Raw genomic sequence first — 17,005 nt, forward strand, 5'->3', positions numbered from 1 at the left:
TAGCCACTAGGCGTTACGCCTACACCTTTTATCCCACTTTGATTTAAGAGGGAGGGTTTTTTATATCCAAAATTTGAGGAAATGATGATGAGTAACATTGAAGAGCACCTATTTAGTCAGTCTTTTAACCAAATCGCTGAGCGTTTTAATTCAAGCAATCAAGAGCAGCAACACCAAGTTTTGATTCAGCTCGATGCTATCGCGAAGAAGCAAGAGCCTATCGCTACCCACCGCCCACAAGAAGACGTGTTGGCCGATATCAAAGAAGCAATGGAAAGCGATCGAGCTCGTGTGTTCTTTGGTTGTTCATTCCCAAGCTGGTACCGCAACGGTTCGATTGAACAAGTTTCACAGCTTCACCATTGGGCGAACTTAGATATGAGCAACCGCCACTTGTTTCTTGAAATGCTTGGCCTCCGTGACTTAGGCCACTTTGATGATGAAGCGTTATATCAATTCGAGCAGTTCTGTTTATCGGCTGTGGAGGCTTGCTGATGCTTAGTTATGTAGCAGTTGCCCTGAATAGCGGTGGCGGCGTCGTTCGCCATGATGAAACCAATGAAGTAAAGAACGTGTTGCTGGGTGAGTTTGACTCACCAGAACCAGCGATTGATACGGCTTGCGAACTGTTCAACTGCCAGCTCGTTTTGAACGGGGTGATTATCAAAGGCAACCATACGGGTGGCCACATGATTATGGATACACAGGAGCTAGCTGCGTTATGAGTGAAGCTCTGAAAATGGCGGCTGAAGCACCTGACTATATCGAAACCTTAATCATAGAAATGCTCCAAGGTGATCACCCAGATAATGAAGTGCTGTTAGGTACTTTGCTATCTGGTGATGAGTCTATCCAGGTTCAATTGAAAATCACACGCAACCCCACAGACTTTTTGGATGAGTGTTGATGGTACCGACCTACGCATCCAAAAAAAATAGGCGTTCACAACAGAAGGTTCAAACTTCTGGTGAGCGCCTTATTTCGTGGTATCAGGATGTTGATATCAGCAGCATTGAATTTAATGAACAGCAACAAGAGCGATCACATAAAGCTTTCCTTGAATGGGTTGGCGGTGATCAGACTGTTACTCCAATCCCTAATGACATCGTTTTGTCTTCACGCTCCATGCTCGAGCGTGAGCCTGAAAACCTTTCTGTTGTTGAACGCAAGCTATATGAAGTAAACCCTGCAGACAAAGACTGGCTTTCTGGACACTTTTCTGGCCTTCCCCATTATCTGACTAAGTATTTCGCCAATCGCTATGTTTCGATTTTTAAGAAGCAAGGCCGCTTTGCCGCAAACACTTTTATTCGTGAAAAAATGGTACCTGCGCATAGGCGTGTTCTGTTGGTGCTAGAGCAATACAAACAACTACCTACTACTTCTAAGGTTGCTTTGCTGAGTGATGCTGTCGACGACGATAGCAAGCCTCAGCAAAACAGCTTTGAACAAGCGAATCAGCAAGCCTGTTTCGACTTCGAACAAGCCGAGAAAAATCGTAAACCTGTTAGAAGCAAAATCATTGCCGAGCTAGTTGAAGACGAACTTCGAGAGATGGCATTTAAAATTGTGTCTATCTTGATTCGCTATCAAACGGCACTGACTCAGACAATTGAATGTGAAACCGAGAACGGTGAGAACATAGCGGCATTAATGGTTTATAAGCAGTGCGTTTCTTTGGTGCGTAGCTTTGGGGTAAAAACGCCAAGTGATGATAAGAAAATCATGCCTGAAAATATCATGTCGTTTATCTCTAAGTTGAGTTGTGAAAAGTGGTGGTTTAGACGCTTAAAGCGCATTCGCAAGATTATGCGTGAACACTTAGCCATTGCTATGGGGCAAGTATCGGCGAAGGCGTCACCTTATGCTTCATGGGATTGCATTCAAGAACACCAAGTTCAGCAAAAGAAGAGCTGGGACTTTATTCAAGGCCACTTACTTCAAGAAGAAACCACTGGCGAAGAAGTTGAAATGGAAGACATGGTGTTGAAAAGCATCTCGAACCCTGCCATTCGTCGTCATGAGTTAATGGTTCGTTGTCGTGGCTGTGAAGATATCGGCAATGAACTTGGGCTACAAGGTTTGTTCTTAACGCTGACAACACCATCGAAATATCATAATAGCTATAAGAAAGGCGGCTTCATTCCACACTGGAATGGGGCAAGCCCACGTGAAGCGCAAACCTATTTGAATAAGGTTTGGCAGCGCATTCGTGCCAAGCTAGGTCGTGATGAAATTCGTTGGTTTGGTATTCGGGTTGCTGAGCCACATCATGATGGTACTCCGCACTGGCATTTGCTGATTTGGGTTAAGCCTGAGTATGTGGCCAAGGTGCGTGATGTGTTTATTCGATATGCGGTTGATGAAGACAAAGAAGAGCTTTACCCGTTCTTCGATCGCAACGAAAAGCGAGTAGCGAAGAAGCAATCTATTCAAGGCCCATTCAATTATCAGCCTCGTTGTGACTTTGGGTACATCGACCCAGAAAAAGGGACAGCAACAGGCTACATTGCTAAGTACATTTCTAAAAATATTGATGGCTATGCCATGGGTGAAGAGGTTTCGAAAGAGACCGGGCAATCTGTGCAAGCTATGGCCAAAAACGTCAACGCATGGAAGAGCCGTTGGGGTATTCGTCAATTTCAATTCTTTGGTGGGGCGCCGGTTACCACTTACCGTGAACTGCGCCGCCTAGCTAGCCAAAACAAAAAAGCCTTTATGGAATACGTTTTCAAGCAAGAACGTGAAGAGTTGGCTTCTATTTACCTCATGTCTATGTACCGTTTAGTTGGTCCGTTTAAACCCGCTCATGCTATGACGAATGCAGAGCTAGTGGCTGTGATTGCTGAGAACTATGAGGCGAGGGCTGATACTAACCAAGTGAATGTCGCAGGAACAATGAAAGCGGCTGATCACGGTAACTGGCAAGGCTACATCATGGGGCAGGGTGGCCCGTTCGTTAAGCGTGAGGATTTGCTGATCACGAACTCTTATGAAGTGTTGCCGTTTGCTTCTGCGCATGGCGAAGACGTTCGTAAAATAGAAGGTTTTGTTGCTGCAGGTGAGTTGGTTAAGACTCGCCTTAAGACCTGGCAGATAGTAACCAAAACTGAAAAGAGCGATGACGCTGAAGCGGGGGCTTTTGATCTTGCTCTTTCTGGAATCTCCGATTCCTCTCGGAGTTCTGTCAATAACTGTACGCGATCGCAGAAAGTACAGGTCAGCGATCAGCTTAAGCGATTATTAGAACCTTACTCTGTAGGTGGTGGATTACCGCCAAACATTGATGGTTCCGCTCTAATCGCGCTGCAACAAGGTAGCTCAATTCGAATAGATGATGAAACGAGTATAAGAATCCGTCCTGCGGAGCACCTGCCATGTGGCACGGTTCGCCCAGCCCAGCTCGTTGAAGAGTACCAACCCAAGCCAGATTTATGCTGGTTAGATAAATTGGAGGTAAAACCCTCTGGACCACTAACCGGAGAAGATGACGATTATGAATATGAACAGCCTAATTTATCGTTCTTTCCTGAAACCAACGAGTGGCCGTTGATATAAGGTTCAAATTAATTATCAGAGTGACGGGGGATCTCGGTTCATAAAAACACGGTATGAATACTTACAAAAGTACTGTATATTCATACAGTCTTTTGGTTTGGAGTAGAGCTATGTCATTAAAACAACGGGACATATTTTTACATGCGATGGAGTTCATTATTGATGCTGTAGCACTCAGCACTGAAGGTGAAAGCAGAGCTGATGTAGGTATTTATTTAATGAGTCTATTGGTTGCAGACCAAAGAGGAGAATTGAAGCCAGATAAGTTAGCTGCGTTGAAGCAGTTAATTGAAATGGCTGATGATGTAAGGGGCTCTGAGTCTTAGCTTTAAGTTAACAGAGGTTCCTTACATCAAGTTGGCGCTGCAAAGTTGATAACGTTAACTAAGTTAGGAGTCGTCATATGTTAGTGACATGTCCGAAGTGTGGAAGCAAAACTCGCATTGCAACATCGCGATCCATCAGTTCAGAAACGAGAGAGCTTTATTGCCAGTGCTTAAATTTACATTGTGGAAGTGCATTTGTTTCGCATCTTTCGTTTTCACATGTAATAGAGTCTACAGGGAGAAAGCCAGATCCAGAACTGCAGCCAGAGTTATGTAAAGGTGAATTGAACCAGATAGATATCTTTGAAGCGGAAAATTCAAGCACTTAAATCAGAAGTCTAGACTACGGATATTTTGAATAAATGAACGTTATCCCTAAAAAGCGCCTTGATGCTTTGTTTGAAGTGACCGCAAAAAGAGAGATGCCAGAACAAACTCGTAAAGCAGTGAAGTTAGTGTTTGAGTCTGGTTATTCTTACGAGTTGGCCTCACTAAGAACTGGCGTATCCAGCAAGCGAGTATCACTGGCCGTCCGTAAGTTAATTTTGAAAGATGAACTTTTGTTAAGAGCCTATCGATTTGATATAAATTAGCAGTATCTATTTAGAAAGGGATTCTAATGTTCAAGATAGGAAAGCGTAGAAGCACAGCCTTAACCATTGAAAATACAGATGAGATGGAGTTTCTTGTATCAAGAGCTGATAAGCTTTTTAAGTCAAATAACTTTGATGGTTTAAAGGATTTACAAAAAACAATTTGGAGATCACTCCAAGCGAAATTAATGCTAGAGCCATATATCAAAGCTGATCATGCCGCGGGTGGCGATATAGTCTTTAATTTTTGCGATTTCAGTCAAATACATGATTGTTATCAAGGAGAAATTAATCGCTACATATCTTTGTCTGAAGCGGTAATCACCTTCCCTTGGCACCCTGATAGGATTCTTAATAACCTAGGGACGATAGGCGAAGGTATGAACAAAGGAAAGTTCACACCATCAAACAATCACTCTGTGAATTACTATTGGCCAATCATGCTAGCCAAGGTTACTGGAGGCAATCATTCAATTGCTCAAGGTATTATTCGTGGCGAAGGTCGAGTTCAGATTGAAAGCTATTACGACTTAACATCTTTAGTGAATCGTTATAAATGTGATGGAAAAAATTGGATTGATTTGAGTGAGAATAGAGTCGTTACCTATTGTGACTGTATTGAACTCGGAATGGCCTGGGAAGTTAGTCGATTTATCATGGCAATGGGAGAGTCTCATTTTCAAGTAAATACTCAAGAAGACTTCTAATTTGAATAGGATCCCCTTGTTCTAAAAAACGTACAAAAACGATCTCGAAGGATCTCTAAATACCCAATCTAAAACAGCCCTCGGTGTCGATACACTGGGGGCTGTGTTCCAATACAACTACCGAAATAAAATGCGGTTCTAAGATCGCATAATTGCAGTGTGGAATTTTGGTGTGGAGGGGAGGGTGAGTCCGAACAGGGCCTGAGCGTCCAACTCCATCACTCATTTTATTCTCGCTGCCTAATTCTGATTTTCTTCTGTAGTTGGTGGCTTTTTGATGTGGGAACGACAGTACGAGCACGCTAGATGGAATGGGCTTAAGCTCAACATCCTTTCGACCGCCTTTGATGGTGGTAAGCGCTTGCAAGTGAGCGAAATCCCCTACGCGGACCTACCACACATCAAAGTCATGGGAACAAAAGCCCGTACCTACACAATTGAAGCGGTGTTCGTTGGCTCCAGTTCTCTGGCCGATGCCAATTCGCTCATTGAAAACCTAGAAGCAAAACCAACAGGCGAGCTCGAACACCCTTGGTTGGGTGAATTGCCGCTTGTCTTTGAAGACATATCTCAAAGCATCAGTACCAAAAAAGGCTTAGTCACGCTGAGCCTGAAGTTTGCTCGCGCTGGCTCTTCCCCTTCAATCACTGCTCCTACTTCAGTTCGTACAAAAACACAGGCCAACATAGTCGAGAGCTTGTCGAAACGTTCTTTCGTAAAAGAAGTAAACGGCTTGGATGTATCGGACATTCACAGGGTTCAAAGTGATGTCACAAGCGCATTGAACGTTTTGGTCGACATCACCAACCGTTTGAACCTTGAAGATGAAAACCTTCAAGACATTAACTACGCCATCAATAAAGCATTTTCGGCAGTGAGTAGCCTCAGCACCAACCCAACTGAGTTCGCTGACCTATTTTCTGCGTCAGTGAATGCGGTGGCCGATGGTGTTCAAGCTGAGCCTAATTCAAGTAATGAAGCGGTAGATAATTCACGCAGTGCTCAAGCTTTACTACTAGGTGAAGTGAAACCGGACACGCCAACTCAGCACCACAATGTACAAATGGTGACGGGCGCAGTGAAGATGAACAAAGACATCACACACCTAGAGAAAGGCGACCGTTTTGATATTACGCAGTCGGCTAAGCAGCCTGAAACCATCAATAATGATCTATCTACGTTGATTGTCGGTATCGATGAGCGCATCAAAGAGACCACCCAAGTATCGACGCTTGAAAGCATTGAGTTGTTCGACGCAGTCACGACATTAAAAAGTAATGTAAAGGTTCAGCAGGATAAGGTGGTCAGCGGCACTGCGCCTCATAGAACGGTGCAATCACCACGCTTTCAATCCGCGCTGACGATTGCGCACGATGAGTTCACTCAAGAAAAAATCATCACCAAAATGAATGCGCTGCAGCACCCGCTCTTCATTCGTGGTGACATTGCCGTGAGGGATGTGTCATGAATACGCTAACGATGCACATTGATGGCAAGCCGCGCACCTTCTATCAAGCGAATATCAACTACTCCATTGAACAGCTGGCCCACACGTTCAGCTGCTCAATTGAGCCTATGAGTATTGAAAGCCCGTTATCGGTCGAGTTCTTCCTTAACGACAAGTCGATTCTGATTGGTCAGATTGATGGTGTGTATCCCAATACCGATCCAAGCGCTCACGCTGTTTCCATTTCTGGCCGCTCGAAGAGTGCCAACATGATTGATTCACGCATCACGATGGATGCACTTTATAACTTGAACGTGGAAGAGCTACTTCGCCATGTCGCCAAGCCATATGGTTTGAAAGTGAAAAGCCTGGTGAAGAGTATGCCGGTCATCCCCGAGTTTCAGATAAATGCCGAATCACCGGTAGAGAACGTGGCGCAGCTCATTCGAGAGCAAGGCTTTATGTTGGTTGAGCGCAATGGCATGTTGTTCATTGAAAACACCGCGCATGCAACTATCAGCAACATTGGCCTAGAAACGGGCAACAACATCGACAGCCTGAACATCAAGCGCACCTTCAATCAGCAATTTCACACCATTGATGTGCAAGGCCAGTGGGATGACGCAAGCTCACAGGTCGTCAATCCAAACGTCGATAGCTCACGCACCATTGTGATCACCTGTGACCAATTACAAAACCGAGAAGCTTGCCTGTCTCGTGCTAAATACGAGCGCAACCTCGCCATTGCTCAAAGCCTGACAGCATCAAGCACAATTGCCGACATATTCCCTGAGTTGGCCATTGATGGATTAAACCGAGTGATTCGAGTCGCTGACCAAGAGCAAAGCTTCAGTGAGATGTTGGTGATCAAGTCGCTTGGCCTATCAGTGTCTGAAAGCTCTACGGAAACTTCGATTGAGTTGTTTAGACCGTTTAAGGAGCAAAGCTATGTCTAGTGCTCTGCAGCAACAACAGCGATTAATGGCCAGAATCAAAAACGTGATTGGCACCGGCACAGTCACAGGTGCCACCACAGGCCGATTACAAATTAAAACCGCAACAGGTCGAACCAACGACAAGATAAAACGCGTGCACAACTACGGGTTTATGAGCCGTCCATTACCAGGGGCGAAAACTTACAACCTGTTCATTGGTGGAACCACGTCACGCGGCATCACCGTGAACGTAGAAGACGAACGCCACCAAATAGATTTGCAGCCTGGTGAAGTCGCGATACTCGATGACAAAGGCAATCTTGTTCATTTCACGCAGCAAGGCATCAAGATAAACGCCTGCGCAAAGTTAGAAGTGATATCCGCGCAAGAAACCACGGTGAACGCAACAGCTGTGAACGTTACAGCACCTAAATCCACGTTTTCCGGTGACGTAGAAATAGGCGGCAACCTGAAAGTCACAAAGAACGTTGATGTAACCGGTGCTGTGGGTGGCGCATCTGGTACGTTCGGCGGTGTCAAAGTTGAAAAGCATGACCACGACTATACAGACGATGGGACGACAAGAACTACCAAGGGGCCAAACAAAGGATGAGTCATTTCAACTTAACCGCCCTGACAGCGCCGCTCAGCTCTAAAGAGGGATTAACCCACGCTGTTCTGCAGAGTGTTTATAACTACGCCGAATCGACTCAAAACGATCGCGCCCGCATGGCAAGCAATGAGCGCGGCGGCACTTGGAGCAATGAGTTGGTAAACGTGGTCGGCTCTCGTGATTGGACGCTCAAGCGAGCAAAGCTAACAGACGAAACGTTAAGCCTCGCTAAACGGTTTTGTGAAGAGTCGCTCGCTTGGCTCATTACCGACGGCCACGCCAAAGCAGTTGAAGTCTCAGTATGGCGAGAGAAGCCAAACCAAATGGGTCGTAATGTGATGATCACCTTAGCCGATGGCTCTCAGTTTGATGTTCCACTTTCAAAGGTTAACCAATGAGTACACAACGAAGCTTAGACAGTTTAATTGCTCGCGCAGAAGCCAATTTGGTATCTGAAACGGGGCAAAATAACCCCGCAACCAAAGCGATAGCCGCGGCCATTGCTGGCGTCAGCTATGGGCAATATGGTTATCAAGATTTGCTCTTCAGGCAACTGCATCCTGAAACTTGCTCTGAAGAGTGGTTATACCTACACGCCAATCGTCATAAAGCCCCTAGATTACTGCCCACGTTCGCAACGGGCCGAGTACAGTTCATTGAGCTTGGCGCAGCGGTTGTGATTAAAAAAGGGACTCGGTTAACGCATGCTAATCACGAGTACGAAACCACCAAAGAACAATACAGTAACGTCCCCGTTGACGTCATTGCGCTTGAATCTGGCGTGGAGAGTAATCTCCCCGAAGGCGCGGTGCTTACGTTAAGCGAAGGACTAAGCGGTATTGACCCAAATCGTGTGCTTTCACTTGGCATTGGCGGAGGCGCCAATATTGAAGAGTTAGAACATTGGCGGGTACGTGTCATCGTTGCATTTGAAAAGAACGAACTGATTGGCAAAGCGTCGGATTACGAAGTGTGGGCCGTATCTGCTCACTCAGATGTGGATTTTGCTTGGGCGCTTGATAACACCCCACAGCGAGGCATGGTTGAAGTGTATATCGGTGCGCGAGAAAACAATCCAACGTTAAGCGCCGAAGTGGTCAAGTTGGTGCAAAACACGTTTGAACAAAATCGACTCGCAGGTTGCCACCCATTAGCTCACCTACCAGAGCAAGTCCCAATCAATATCGAAATCCAAGGTATTGAAGACCAAGTAGTGCGAGACGATGTGGTCACTGCACTCGAAAACTTAGTGAAAGAGAAAATGGGCAACATCGACCCGACAACCCAAAAGCCGGAGTCCATCACCAACACTGAAATTGTTTTAACTATTTCTACCGTGACCAACAACTTTATTGTTCGCTCTCCGGTTGGAGAAGTCGCCATTAACAACAATCAAATACATGTATTAGGAGGTGTGACGTGGACACCTCCGACTTAATTATTGAATACAGTGCCGGTGATTTTGAAGGCGCCTATCAAGGGTTATTACCCAAAGGCGATTATTGGCAAGACACCGAGAGCCTAGAGCTTGCCAGCACTATTAAAGGTATTGCCAAAGACTTCAAGCAAACCCATGACGAGATTGAACTGTCTCTATTGACTGAGTTTGAAGAGCAACAATTTGGTTGGAAGATTTCAGACTATCAAAGTTTGTTAAACACCACGGCTGGCCAACAAAGTGGGCTGGTGTTTGATGAGGTCAGCGAACCCAATCTTATTTATGGCTCTTTGTACGATTCATTTAGGCACTTGAGCATTCAAGCGTGGCAAGCTTTTGAAAAGTACCGCTTACCACACACTGAAGTGTCTTGGGTGTATCACTCAGCTTTTATTGCTCACCACCAAATGGCGAACTATCGACATATTAGAAACCTGCACAAATACGAGGTAACACAATGAGTTTATTGATTACTGATGCGGGTATCGCGGCTTCAATTCGAGCTGGCGAGCTTGGTATTAGTTACAAAATAGCAGAAATCAGTATTGGCACCGAGGGTTATACGCCTACGGCAGACCAAACTGACTTACGTAATGAAGTGCAACGCAAAGCCATTACTCGCGGAGAGGTTACGGCGTTAGGCCGTCTACATTTCGAAACCGTGTGGGATGGAGCTGAAGCTTTTGAAGGTAAGGAGCTCGGTTATTGGCTTGATGACGGAACCCTATTTGCCGTTGATAGCCGTGATGGCGAAGTCATTACTTATAAGCGAAAAGATACGGTTGTTATTGAGGCCTGTGAACTTAATCTTGCTGCATCAACCATTGATAACATCACCGTGGCATTGCTTGAGGCATACAGTGCGACTGAGGAGCGTTCGGGAGTTGCAATGATTGCAACACAGTCCGATGCTGAAAGTGGTTCCGATGATGAAAAGATAATGACACCGCTAAAAGTCGGTAAGTGGTGGGACAAAATCACGTCGTTAGCTCAAACTATTTCAGGTGTGTGGAACTTTACAGGTGAGCTCAAAGAAAAAGGTGGACGAGTATTCAGCCCCAATAACCGGAACATCAGTAGTAGCACGACCTCAACAAGTTCAACGATTTACGCCAGCGCTAAAGCCATCAAAACAGTAAAAGACCTGTTAACAGGGCACCAAAATAAGTTCAAGACAGGACGTTACTCCAATACGAACGTGAGCAACTCTTGGTTTAATGGCAATGTTGGTGCGGATACCTCTATTGAATATGGTTATTGGTATGTATGGGTAACCACAACCCCTTCCGCTATTACCGTCACTTTTGAGTTAAGGCTGTCGTCATTCAGTCAATTAGGTAACCATGATTCTGGTATGAATATTGAAGTTGAATGGCAGGCCTTGAATTCAGCTTTTTCCGCTGCGGGAGTTGAAGGGTGGGGTTACAGCACCAGAGGGACGGGAATGGCTTATACCTCGAATGGAGACTCAGACCAAACGGCGATACCTTTTCGTATCATTCCTAATGGAACCAATAAAGCATTACAACTTTACAGCCCTCAATTGGATTTTCGAGATGTGAATAATAATTACCCTAAGGTTACCAGCATGATTTTATACGGGGAAGTTACCCTCCAAAGTCCACGTTTTAAGTAGAGTATCCATATGACCGTCACCAAGATTAACACCCCTTACTGGGACCACGAGTGCAATGAGTTCATTGTCCAGGATGAAGCCTTTTTACTGCCAAGTGAGCACACTTTTAGTGAGCCTCCTTTTGGTATTGAGGGATTTCATCGAGTTCTCATTGGTAGTACATGGCATCAAATACCTGAATGCAAAGCCTATGCGAAAGACAGAATTCGCCCTGACTTTTGGACCCATGAGTTGGCACCAATTCCAAGCTCTCATACGTTTATTAAGCCGGGCCCTTACGATACTTGGCGCGATGAGACTAACTCTTGGCAATACAGTGAGGCGCTCCAGCGGCCAAACAAAACAGAGAGTGAATTGGATTGGAGAAATTCACTGTTGGTAAAGGTGCTCGATCGTATAGACCAATACGAGAAAGACCAGAGTTACCCATCGGGGTTACGAACGTCCCCATTTACTATCGAGCAATACAATTTATTGCTCTTAGACCGCAAGTTACTCAGTGACTACCCGAATGTCGAAGGTTTCCCGTTTTGTGAGCGGCCAACGCTATCAGGACTTGCGACTTAACCTTATCAAACCCAGCTCCATGCTAGGTTTTCTCTTCCTGCTCTCTGAACTTCTATATCTCGACACTAGAAATGCCATCAGTCCCCTTTAAAACTCAACGAGATACACTGCTTATGGGGGAACGAATCAACTAGCCACAAGAGAGAAATCCATGAATGAATCAGAGGCAAAGGCACTCGTCGTATCGCTACTCGATGTCACTGGCCTAAAGAAAATCTTCGCTTCTATTAGTGCAACCCTAATCAGTTTTGGCGTAAATGACGCACTCCAAATTTTGTCTGTTGCGGTCGGTATTGGCGCAGGCATCATGGCTATTCGCCACTACGCTATTGCAACTAAACTCAGCCAAGCGCAGCTGGACAAGTTGAACTCAAAAAAAGAGGGTTCAGCATGAGCATAAAAACCAAAGCAGTACAGACTGTGGTGTGCTCTGTTGCCTCCGTTCTTGCCATTGTTTTTACCATTGATTCAGAGCTTACTACCAGTGAGCAAGGCCTCAGCCATGTCGCGAATGAAGAAGGTTGTAGACTCAAACCCTACCAATGCAGTGCCGATGTGTGGACTGCAGGGCTTGGACATACAAAAAGCGTTACACCCGAGATGGTCTTCACCGAGCAACAAGCGGCTGTGTATTTTGTTGAAGATATCTCAGCTGCCGAACAAGTGGTAAACAAACACATCAACCAAACCGCTAGCCAGGGCGAATACGACATGATGGTGAGCTTTGTCTTTAACCTTGGCGCCGGTAATTTCACGCGCTCTACCTTACTGAAGAAGTTTAACCAAGGTGATCATCAAGGCGCTTGTAACGAGTACCCAAGATGGGTGTTTGTGAATGGTAAAGACTGCCGATTCAAGCAAAGCAACTGTGCCGGTATTCCTAAACGCCGAACCAAAGAACAACAAGTTTGTTTGAATGGGTGGTGATCATGCTAAACCAATATCTAACTTTGTTTAAAGCCATCGCCTTTGCTGCTGCTCTTAGCGGTGTCGCTTATTGTTCGTATGACTACGGCGTAACCACCACTGAGGTCAAAGCCTTAAAAGCGCAAAATGCCCTATGGGACAAAGTAGAGCAAAAACAAAACGAGGCTTTTCAGCTCGCCGTAAAGCTCGCGAACCAAAAGCCAGATATTCGAATTGAGTTTCGAGAGATAGAAAAAGAGGTGATCAAGTATGCTCAACAGAACAGTGATAAGCAGTGCGTTGTTAACGATCCTGACTGGATGCACATCCGCGCCCAATCAGTGCAAGCGCATAATCGAGCAATCGGTATTCAGCAACCCTCCACCGTCCCTGATGGTGCCGCCAAAACCGCTACAGGTTACGAGCGAGACGCCGAAGTCTTAGCGGAAGATGTGGCGAACCTGCAAACCTGTGCTGAAAATGCTCAGAAGCTCTTATCGCTACAAACTTGGATAAGAGCGCAGCTTCAACACGAGCCGCAGTAAAGATAAACCTATCAGTACTCGATACTAAGCCGCATCCAAACGTTTGTATTCTTTAGGGGTGATGACCGGTTGCCCCACAACATCATTCAATTCTTGCATCATATCAATCAGTGGCAGTAGTTCGTTCTTGTGGAACAGCCAATCGACCTTGTTCAAGTCGAGTGACGTAATACTCTCGCGTCGAATGCTCATCAACTCGATTGGCACACGGTGAACCGAAAGCACCTCGTTCATGGTTTGGTTCTTTACTTCTTTGTATGAGTCTTTGGCTTCCACCTGACCAATTGGTTTAAGCTCTGGGGCTTTGGTGTCTTTACCTTTGGCATTCACAAACAGGTTTTTAAACGCCATGCCTTCTTGAGCCTGCAGTTGTTTTTTGATGGCCTTTTCTTGTTTCTCTGTCATGGTTGGCTCATTCATATACAGCAAGTAACCGGCATGGTTACCGTTACGGTAGTACTGACGACGAAACAAGGTGGCATCATCGTTTAGCCAGATAGAGGTCAAAGAGCTAATGTGACTCGGCAAACCATACAGCTCTTGCGCTACATCGTAATCGCCCAAATGAAACACTTGGCCTTTCTTGTAGTCGATGCGCCCATCATCATCGTAAGCTCTTGGCTTGTACGTCCAACCTAAGTCTTCACGTCTACGCATATACAAAGCAGGTATGTGTTTGAGCTTAATAGGCTCACCCAGCCCTCCATAGCCTCGAATGACCTGTAAGTAGGCATTGCCAAAGGTTAAGTAGTCTTGAATAAAGCGCTTTGCATCTTGTCGTGAAAGTAATCCACTCAGCGCAATGGCATGCATTAACGTATTGCGCTTAAACTCAATCGCACTCGAATGCATCGGGTTCGTGCGCAGTGCCTTGGCTAAGGTATCGAGCGCAATCGGTGGTTCGTATAAACCATCAACCAACGCCACTTCTAAATAGCTCAGAATGTCGCTGTTCATCACGCTCACGGGGTTAGAAAATTCAATCTCTATCACTTGGCCTCTCCAAAATTAGGCTAGAAGAACTCGACACTGGTGTTGGTGTCATTGTTTATATCAATCGGCTCCCAACGCATTACATGCATCGAAGCCCAAGCTAAATCGGCATGAGAGCCAATTTTGCTGCGGTTAGAAACAAAGGTAATTTGGTTACTCACCTTAGTGGTTTGCTGGCGAATCATTAAGAACGAGTGAACGAGATCATCCCATTCCGCTTCAAACTGTAAGCGGCCACTGTTAATGATTTCTCTCGACTTATAGGCCATCAGTCGTTTCACTTCAGGTGAGTAATCCAGCTCGACCAGAGCTGGGTAAAATTTACGAACCAGCTCAGCGGTAGCCGAGCCTACGCCACTGGTGTCCATGGCCATGTACACCACATTGTATTTCTCAGTAATGCCGCGAATGGTGTCGGCTTGTTGCTCATAGCTGGAGCCTTTAAGGCGAACCCGCTCGATGAATCGGAAAATCCCACCTTTGCGCTTTGGCTTCAACGCCACCACTAAGCCCGCATCATCCGAGCTTTCACCCGTACCGCCACCTCGTGGGTCATAACCGACCAAAACTTCTGCGTTACCCACTGGCCTTGCTTTCTCGTGGTCGACATCTTTCCAAAGTGAACTGTCTGCCTTACACGCCAGTAGTGCTTTCAGTGAGAAGAATGAAGCGCTGTCGTCCAAAAACTTACAACGCAATAGATTGTCGAAAATCTCTTTAACTGGATATTTACGCTTGAGCTTATCCATGTTGAAGAAGGTCGCGCCTTTCTTAATCGCATCATCCACAGTGATCATTTGACGGAAGATAAAATCAACACCCAAAGCGCCGGCTTTTAGCGCCTTGTGGCCAATATCAATGCCGTGCTCTTTCTTGCCTTGCCATTTTGGGTAGGCTTCATGGGCCATGGTGGAAGGTGTTGAAATGTAAGTGGTGCGGAACTGCGATTGCATCGACATACCGCCCGCGTAATTATCTAAATCCGCAAAGCCTGGGATCCAGAACACCTCATCCCAATACATGTGGCCGTTAAAGCCTTGAGAGGTCGCCACGTTGGTTGACATAAAACCAAGGTTTGCGCCGTTGCTGAGCTCGATGTCGTCCTTACCTTTTAGGTCAACTTCGCCAATCTCTAGCGCGAACTTACGAATGTAGTTCTTGAAGATGTAAGACTGCTTTTTCGACGCAGAGATAAACACCTGGTTGTCGCCAGTCAGCACCGCATCTTCAAACGCTTCAAAGGCAAAATAGAACGTAAGACCAATTTGACGCGACTTAAGATAAAAGCGCACTTCATTGATCTCATCGTTTTGCTTATGGCCATGAATGTCCTTTTGGTATTCGAAGAAGGTTTTCTCTCGATACTCGTCCAACATCTCTTTGGTGATGTGGGATACATCGTTCTTCGTCTTATTTGGCTTACGACCCCGCTTTTGCTCGCCATCGTTTCGGCCAGCTGGTCGGTTGCGCCTTTGCTCAGCTTCATCGCGTTTGAATTGCTGTTCGAGCAACATTTTGAGCTCACGCTCTTGGCTCTCAAGCTTTTGGTCAACCCACATCAAGTAAGCAATGCGCTGTCTCATCATTAATTCGACGGGCGCGTCATCCCTCAGCGTTTTCCAATCAAACTGAGTTATCCATTTTTGAACCGTGCGAGTGGCCACACTAACCGATTCTGCAATTTCAGCAGGCTTACGTTGGCGTAAAAACAGTCCCAAAGCTTTCGTTTGGTCGGCGGTATAGAGCGGTTCGCTAACAACATTATTTTCCATGTTTGCATAGTGCTACAGCGCCTGTGATTACTCAGCTTGAACGATTTCTATATCAAGTGTTTAGAACTAGGACAAATACAAAAAGGCAGAGGCATTGGGTAAATTGGAATCATCGAATTTAGGAGAGTTTAGGCATGTTCCAATCAGAGCTAATTTGTATTTTACAGGCAGGAGCAACCATTGATGGCCGAGTCATTGAGCAAAAAATCATTGATGAGATTGCAGAAACTTACAGCCCAGACGTTTATACAGCTCGAATTAATGCAGACCATTACCCATGGAGCAACAAGTACGGCTCTGTCCTCTCTGTCGAAAAGAAAGAAGACAAGCTATTCGCAGTACTGAAACCAAATTCAATGCTTTTGCGTATGGCTGAGCAAGGACAGCTTTTACATACCTCATGTGAGTTCTATGAAAAGTTTGCAGATACAGGGAAAGCCTACCTGACCGGATTGGCTCTGACTGATGAGCCAGCATCGTTAGGTACGACGCAGATTCAATTGTCGGCCAACAGCAAAGATAAAGCGTGCGTCCCAACGAACTTTCAAATTACTCCAGAACAACTCTCGAAAGACACCGAGGAAGAAGCCTCGATGTTCCATACATTTAAACGCTGGCTTAAGGGCGAAGGTGAACTTGAGCAGCTCTCACAACAACAGGAAGAAGACGACATGAGTAAAGAACTTGAAGAGCTACTCAAGCAAAGCATTGAGCAAGGTAAAGAAAATCAGCAACAACTCAGCCAGTTAAATGAACAAGTTGAAAAGTTGAACACCAATGGTAAGCCGCCGGAGCAACCTGCTGAAGCTGAAGAAAGTACGGATGTCACCGAACTAAAAGACCAGGTAGAGACTCTGTCTTCACAGGTAGAAAACCTAACAGGTCAAATTGAAAAGTTCAGTAAGTTAACCGATGAAGAGCAGCGCAAGTTAGCCGGCGAAGGTAATGACGAAGAGCGCTACTTGTAGG

General features: G+C 45.7%; 22 protein-coding genes. 20 read left to right on the forward strand and 2 right to left on the reverse strand.

The window, feature by feature from the left end; translation table 11 throughout:
• The first annotated feature begins 87 nt into the window (after nucleotides 1–87).
• The 19 genes from AB4154_RS11470 to AB4154_RS11560 all read left to right on the forward strand — a co-directional run bounded on the left by AB4154_RS11470 (nucleotide 88) and on the right by AB4154_RS11560 (nucleotide 13,271).
• Nucleotides 88–495, forward strand: a complete 408-nt coding sequence (locus AB4154_RS11470; RefSeq protein WP_372123062.1) for a hypothetical protein — start codon at nucleotides 88–90, stop codon at nucleotides 493–495.
• Nucleotides 495–725 carry a hypothetical protein gene (locus AB4154_RS11475; protein ID WP_372123064.1) on the forward strand — a complete coding sequence of 77 codons (231 nt, stop codon included), beginning with the start codon at nucleotides 495–497 and terminating at the stop codon, nucleotides 723–725. Before AB4154_RS11470 ends, AB4154_RS11475 begins: the two co-directional genes overlap by 1 nt.
• Nucleotides 722–907, forward strand: coding sequence for a hypothetical protein (locus AB4154_RS11480; RefSeq protein ID WP_248391747.1), 186 nt, complete (start codon nucleotides 722–724; stop codon nucleotides 905–907). The genes AB4154_RS11475 and AB4154_RS11480 overlap by 4 nt, the downstream gene beginning before the upstream one ends.
• The gene (locus tag AB4154_RS11485) at nucleotides 907–3,558 is read left to right on the forward strand and encodes a replication endonuclease (protein WP_372123066.1); all 2,652 of its coding nucleotides are present in this window, start codon (nucleotides 907–909) and stop codon (nucleotides 3,556–3,558) included. The genes AB4154_RS11480 and AB4154_RS11485 overlap by 1 nt, the downstream gene beginning before the upstream one ends.
• 110 nt (nucleotides 3,559–3,668) lie before the next feature.
• A complete protein-coding gene (locus tag AB4154_RS11490) occupies nucleotides 3,669–3,884 on the forward strand; it encodes a hypothetical protein (RefSeq protein ID WP_102312878.1) in 216 nt (71 codons plus the stop codon).
• A 77-nt stretch (nucleotides 3,885–3,961) separates the two neighbouring features.
• Nucleotides 3,962–4,213, forward strand: coding sequence for an ogr/Delta-like zinc finger family protein (locus AB4154_RS11495; protein WP_102312879.1), 252 nt, complete (start codon nucleotides 3,962–3,964; stop codon nucleotides 4,211–4,213).
• 33 nt (nucleotides 4,214–4,246) lie between these two features.
• Nucleotides 4,247–4,477: a hypothetical protein gene (locus AB4154_RS11500; RefSeq protein WP_102312880.1), complete on the forward strand. Its 231-nt coding sequence runs from the start codon at nucleotides 4,247–4,249 to the stop codon at nucleotides 4,475–4,477.
• 26 nt (nucleotides 4,478–4,503) lie between these two features.
• Nucleotides 4,504–5,184, forward strand: a complete 681-nt coding sequence (locus AB4154_RS11505; RefSeq protein ID WP_102312881.1) for a DUF6710 family protein — start codon at nucleotides 4,504–4,506, stop codon at nucleotides 5,182–5,184.
• A gap of 277 nt (nucleotides 5,185–5,461) precedes the next feature.
• A complete protein-coding gene (locus AB4154_RS11510; protein WP_102371035.1) occupies nucleotides 5,462–6,652 on the forward strand; it encodes a DNA circularization N-terminal domain-containing protein in 1,191 nt (396 codons plus the stop codon).
• A complete protein-coding gene (locus AB4154_RS11515; RefSeq protein WP_372123069.1) occupies nucleotides 6,649–7,587 on the forward strand; it encodes a phage tail protein in 939 nt (312 codons plus the stop codon). Before AB4154_RS11510 ends, AB4154_RS11515 begins: the two co-directional genes overlap by 4 nt.
• On the forward strand, nucleotides 7,580–8,179 hold the full coding sequence (locus AB4154_RS11520; protein WP_372123071.1) for a phage baseplate assembly protein V: 600 nt from the start codon (nucleotides 7,580–7,582) through the stop codon (nucleotides 8,177–8,179). The genes AB4154_RS11515 and AB4154_RS11520 overlap by 8 nt, the downstream gene beginning before the upstream one ends.
• On the forward strand, nucleotides 8,176–8,577 hold the full coding sequence (locus tag AB4154_RS11525; RefSeq protein ID WP_372123073.1) for a phage GP46 family protein: 402 nt from the start codon (nucleotides 8,176–8,178) through the stop codon (nucleotides 8,575–8,577). Before AB4154_RS11520 ends, AB4154_RS11525 begins: the two co-directional genes overlap by 4 nt.
• Nucleotides 8,574–9,617, forward strand: a complete 1,044-nt coding sequence (locus tag AB4154_RS11530) for a baseplate J/gp47 family protein (protein ID WP_372123075.1) — start codon at nucleotides 8,574–8,576, stop codon at nucleotides 9,615–9,617. The genes AB4154_RS11525 and AB4154_RS11530 overlap by 4 nt, the downstream gene beginning before the upstream one ends.
• On the forward strand, nucleotides 9,599–10,078 hold the full coding sequence (locus AB4154_RS11535) for a hypothetical protein (RefSeq protein ID WP_372123077.1): 480 nt from the start codon (nucleotides 9,599–9,601) through the stop codon (nucleotides 10,076–10,078). The genes AB4154_RS11530 and AB4154_RS11535 overlap by 19 nt, the downstream gene beginning before the upstream one ends.
• Entirely contained in the window at nucleotides 10,075–11,253 is a 1,179-nt protein-coding gene (locus tag AB4154_RS11540; RefSeq protein WP_372123079.1) for a hypothetical protein, read from the forward strand. The genes AB4154_RS11535 and AB4154_RS11540 overlap by 4 nt, the downstream gene beginning before the upstream one ends.
• Before the next feature lie 9 nt (nucleotides 11,254–11,262).
• A complete protein-coding gene (locus tag AB4154_RS11545; protein WP_372123081.1) occupies nucleotides 11,263–11,820 on the forward strand; it encodes a hypothetical protein in 558 nt (185 codons plus the stop codon).
• Nucleotides 11,821–11,971: 151 nt separating this feature from the next.
• Nucleotides 11,972–12,214, forward strand: coding sequence for a hypothetical protein (locus AB4154_RS11550; protein ID WP_017109419.1), 243 nt, complete (start codon nucleotides 11,972–11,974; stop codon nucleotides 12,212–12,214).
• Nucleotides 12,211–12,747, forward strand: coding sequence for a lysozyme (locus tag AB4154_RS11555; RefSeq protein ID WP_372123083.1), 537 nt, complete (start codon nucleotides 12,211–12,213; stop codon nucleotides 12,745–12,747). The genes AB4154_RS11550 and AB4154_RS11555 overlap by 4 nt, the downstream gene beginning before the upstream one ends.
• Nucleotides 12,748–12,749: 2 nt before the next feature.
• Nucleotides 12,750–13,271 carry a hypothetical protein gene (locus AB4154_RS11560; protein ID WP_108110993.1) on the forward strand — a complete coding sequence of 174 codons (522 nt, stop codon included), beginning with the start codon at nucleotides 12,750–12,752 and terminating at the stop codon, nucleotides 13,269–13,271.
• Nucleotides 13,272–13,295: 24 nt separating this feature from the next.
• On the opposite strand, the gene AB4154_RS11565 is transcribed toward AB4154_RS11560, so the two are convergent.
• A complete protein-coding gene (locus AB4154_RS11565) occupies nucleotides 13,296–14,264 on the reverse strand; it encodes a phage portal protein (RefSeq protein WP_108110994.1) in 969 nt (322 codons plus the stop codon).
• A 20-nt stretch (nucleotides 14,265–14,284) separates the two neighbouring features.
• On the reverse strand, nucleotides 14,285–16,036 hold the full coding sequence (locus AB4154_RS11570) for a terminase large subunit domain-containing protein (protein WP_372123085.1): 1,752 nt from the start codon (nucleotides 16,034–16,036) through the stop codon (nucleotides 14,285–14,287).
• A gap of 134 nt (nucleotides 16,037–16,170) precedes the next feature.
• Here AB4154_RS11570 and AB4154_RS11575 point away from each other — a divergent pair, with 134 nt between their 5' ends.
• Nucleotides 16,171–17,004, forward strand: a complete 834-nt coding sequence (locus AB4154_RS11575) for a GPO family capsid scaffolding protein (protein ID WP_372123088.1) — start codon at nucleotides 16,171–16,173, stop codon at nucleotides 17,002–17,004.
• Nucleotide 17,005 lies beyond the last annotated feature (1 nt).

Origin of the sequence: Vibrio sp. 10N.286.51.B11, assembly GCF_041469245.1 — a bacterium.
Classification (GTDB): domain Bacteria; phylum Pseudomonadota; class Gammaproteobacteria; order Enterobacterales; family Vibrionaceae; genus Vibrio; species Vibrio crassostreae_C.

Coding starts and splice junctions, on each gene's coding strand:
- AB4154_RS11470 (WP_372123062.1), top strand. CDS start 88: ATGAGTAACATTGAAGAGCACCTATTTAGTCAGTCTTTTAACCAAATC.
- AB4154_RS11475 (WP_372123064.1), top strand. CDS start 495: ATGCTTAGTTATGTAGCAGTTGCCCTGAATAGCGGTGGCGGCGTCGTT.
- AB4154_RS11480 (WP_248391747.1), top strand. CDS start 722: ATGAGTGAAGCTCTGAAAATGGCGGCTGAAGCACCTGACTATATCGAA.
- AB4154_RS11485 (WP_372123066.1), top strand. CDS start 907: ATGGTACCGACCTACGCATCCAAAAAAAATAGGCGTTCACAACAGAAG.
- AB4154_RS11490 (WP_102312878.1), top strand. CDS start 3,669: ATGTCATTAAAACAACGGGACATATTTTTACATGCGATGGAGTTCATT.
- AB4154_RS11495 (WP_102312879.1), top strand. CDS start 3,962: ATGTTAGTGACATGTCCGAAGTGTGGAAGCAAAACTCGCATTGCAACA.
- AB4154_RS11500 (WP_102312880.1), top strand. CDS start 4,247: ATGAACGTTATCCCTAAAAAGCGCCTTGATGCTTTGTTTGAAGTGACC.
- AB4154_RS11505 (WP_102312881.1), top strand. CDS start 4,504: ATGTTCAAGATAGGAAAGCGTAGAAGCACAGCCTTAACCATTGAAAAT.
- AB4154_RS11510 (WP_102371035.1), top strand. CDS start 5,462: ATGTGGGAACGACAGTACGAGCACGCTAGATGGAATGGGCTTAAGCTC.
- AB4154_RS11515 (WP_372123069.1), top strand. CDS start 6,649: ATGAATACGCTAACGATGCACATTGATGGCAAGCCGCGCACCTTCTAT.
- AB4154_RS11520 (WP_372123071.1), top strand. CDS start 7,580: ATGTCTAGTGCTCTGCAGCAACAACAGCGATTAATGGCCAGAATCAAA.
- AB4154_RS11525 (WP_372123073.1), top strand. CDS start 8,176: ATGAGTCATTTCAACTTAACCGCCCTGACAGCGCCGCTCAGCTCTAAA.
- AB4154_RS11530 (WP_372123075.1), top strand. CDS start 8,574: ATGAGTACACAACGAAGCTTAGACAGTTTAATTGCTCGCGCAGAAGCC.
- AB4154_RS11540 (WP_372123079.1), top strand. CDS start 10,075: ATGAGTTTATTGATTACTGATGCGGGTATCGCGGCTTCAATTCGAGCT.
- AB4154_RS11545 (WP_372123081.1), top strand. CDS start 11,263: ATGACCGTCACCAAGATTAACACCCCTTACTGGGACCACGAGTGCAAT.
- AB4154_RS11550 (WP_017109419.1), top strand. CDS start 11,972: ATGAATGAATCAGAGGCAAAGGCACTCGTCGTATCGCTACTCGATGTC.
- AB4154_RS11555 (WP_372123083.1), top strand. CDS start 12,211: ATGAGCATAAAAACCAAAGCAGTACAGACTGTGGTGTGCTCTGTTGCC.
- AB4154_RS11560 (WP_108110993.1), top strand. CDS start 12,750: ATGCTAAACCAATATCTAACTTTGTTTAAAGCCATCGCCTTTGCTGCT.
- AB4154_RS11570 (WP_372123085.1), bottom strand. CDS start 16,036: ATGGAAAATAATGTTGTTAGCGAACCGCTCTATACCGCCGACCAAACG.
- AB4154_RS11575 (WP_372123088.1), top strand. CDS start 16,171: ATGTTCCAATCAGAGCTAATTTGTATTTTACAGGCAGGAGCAACCATT.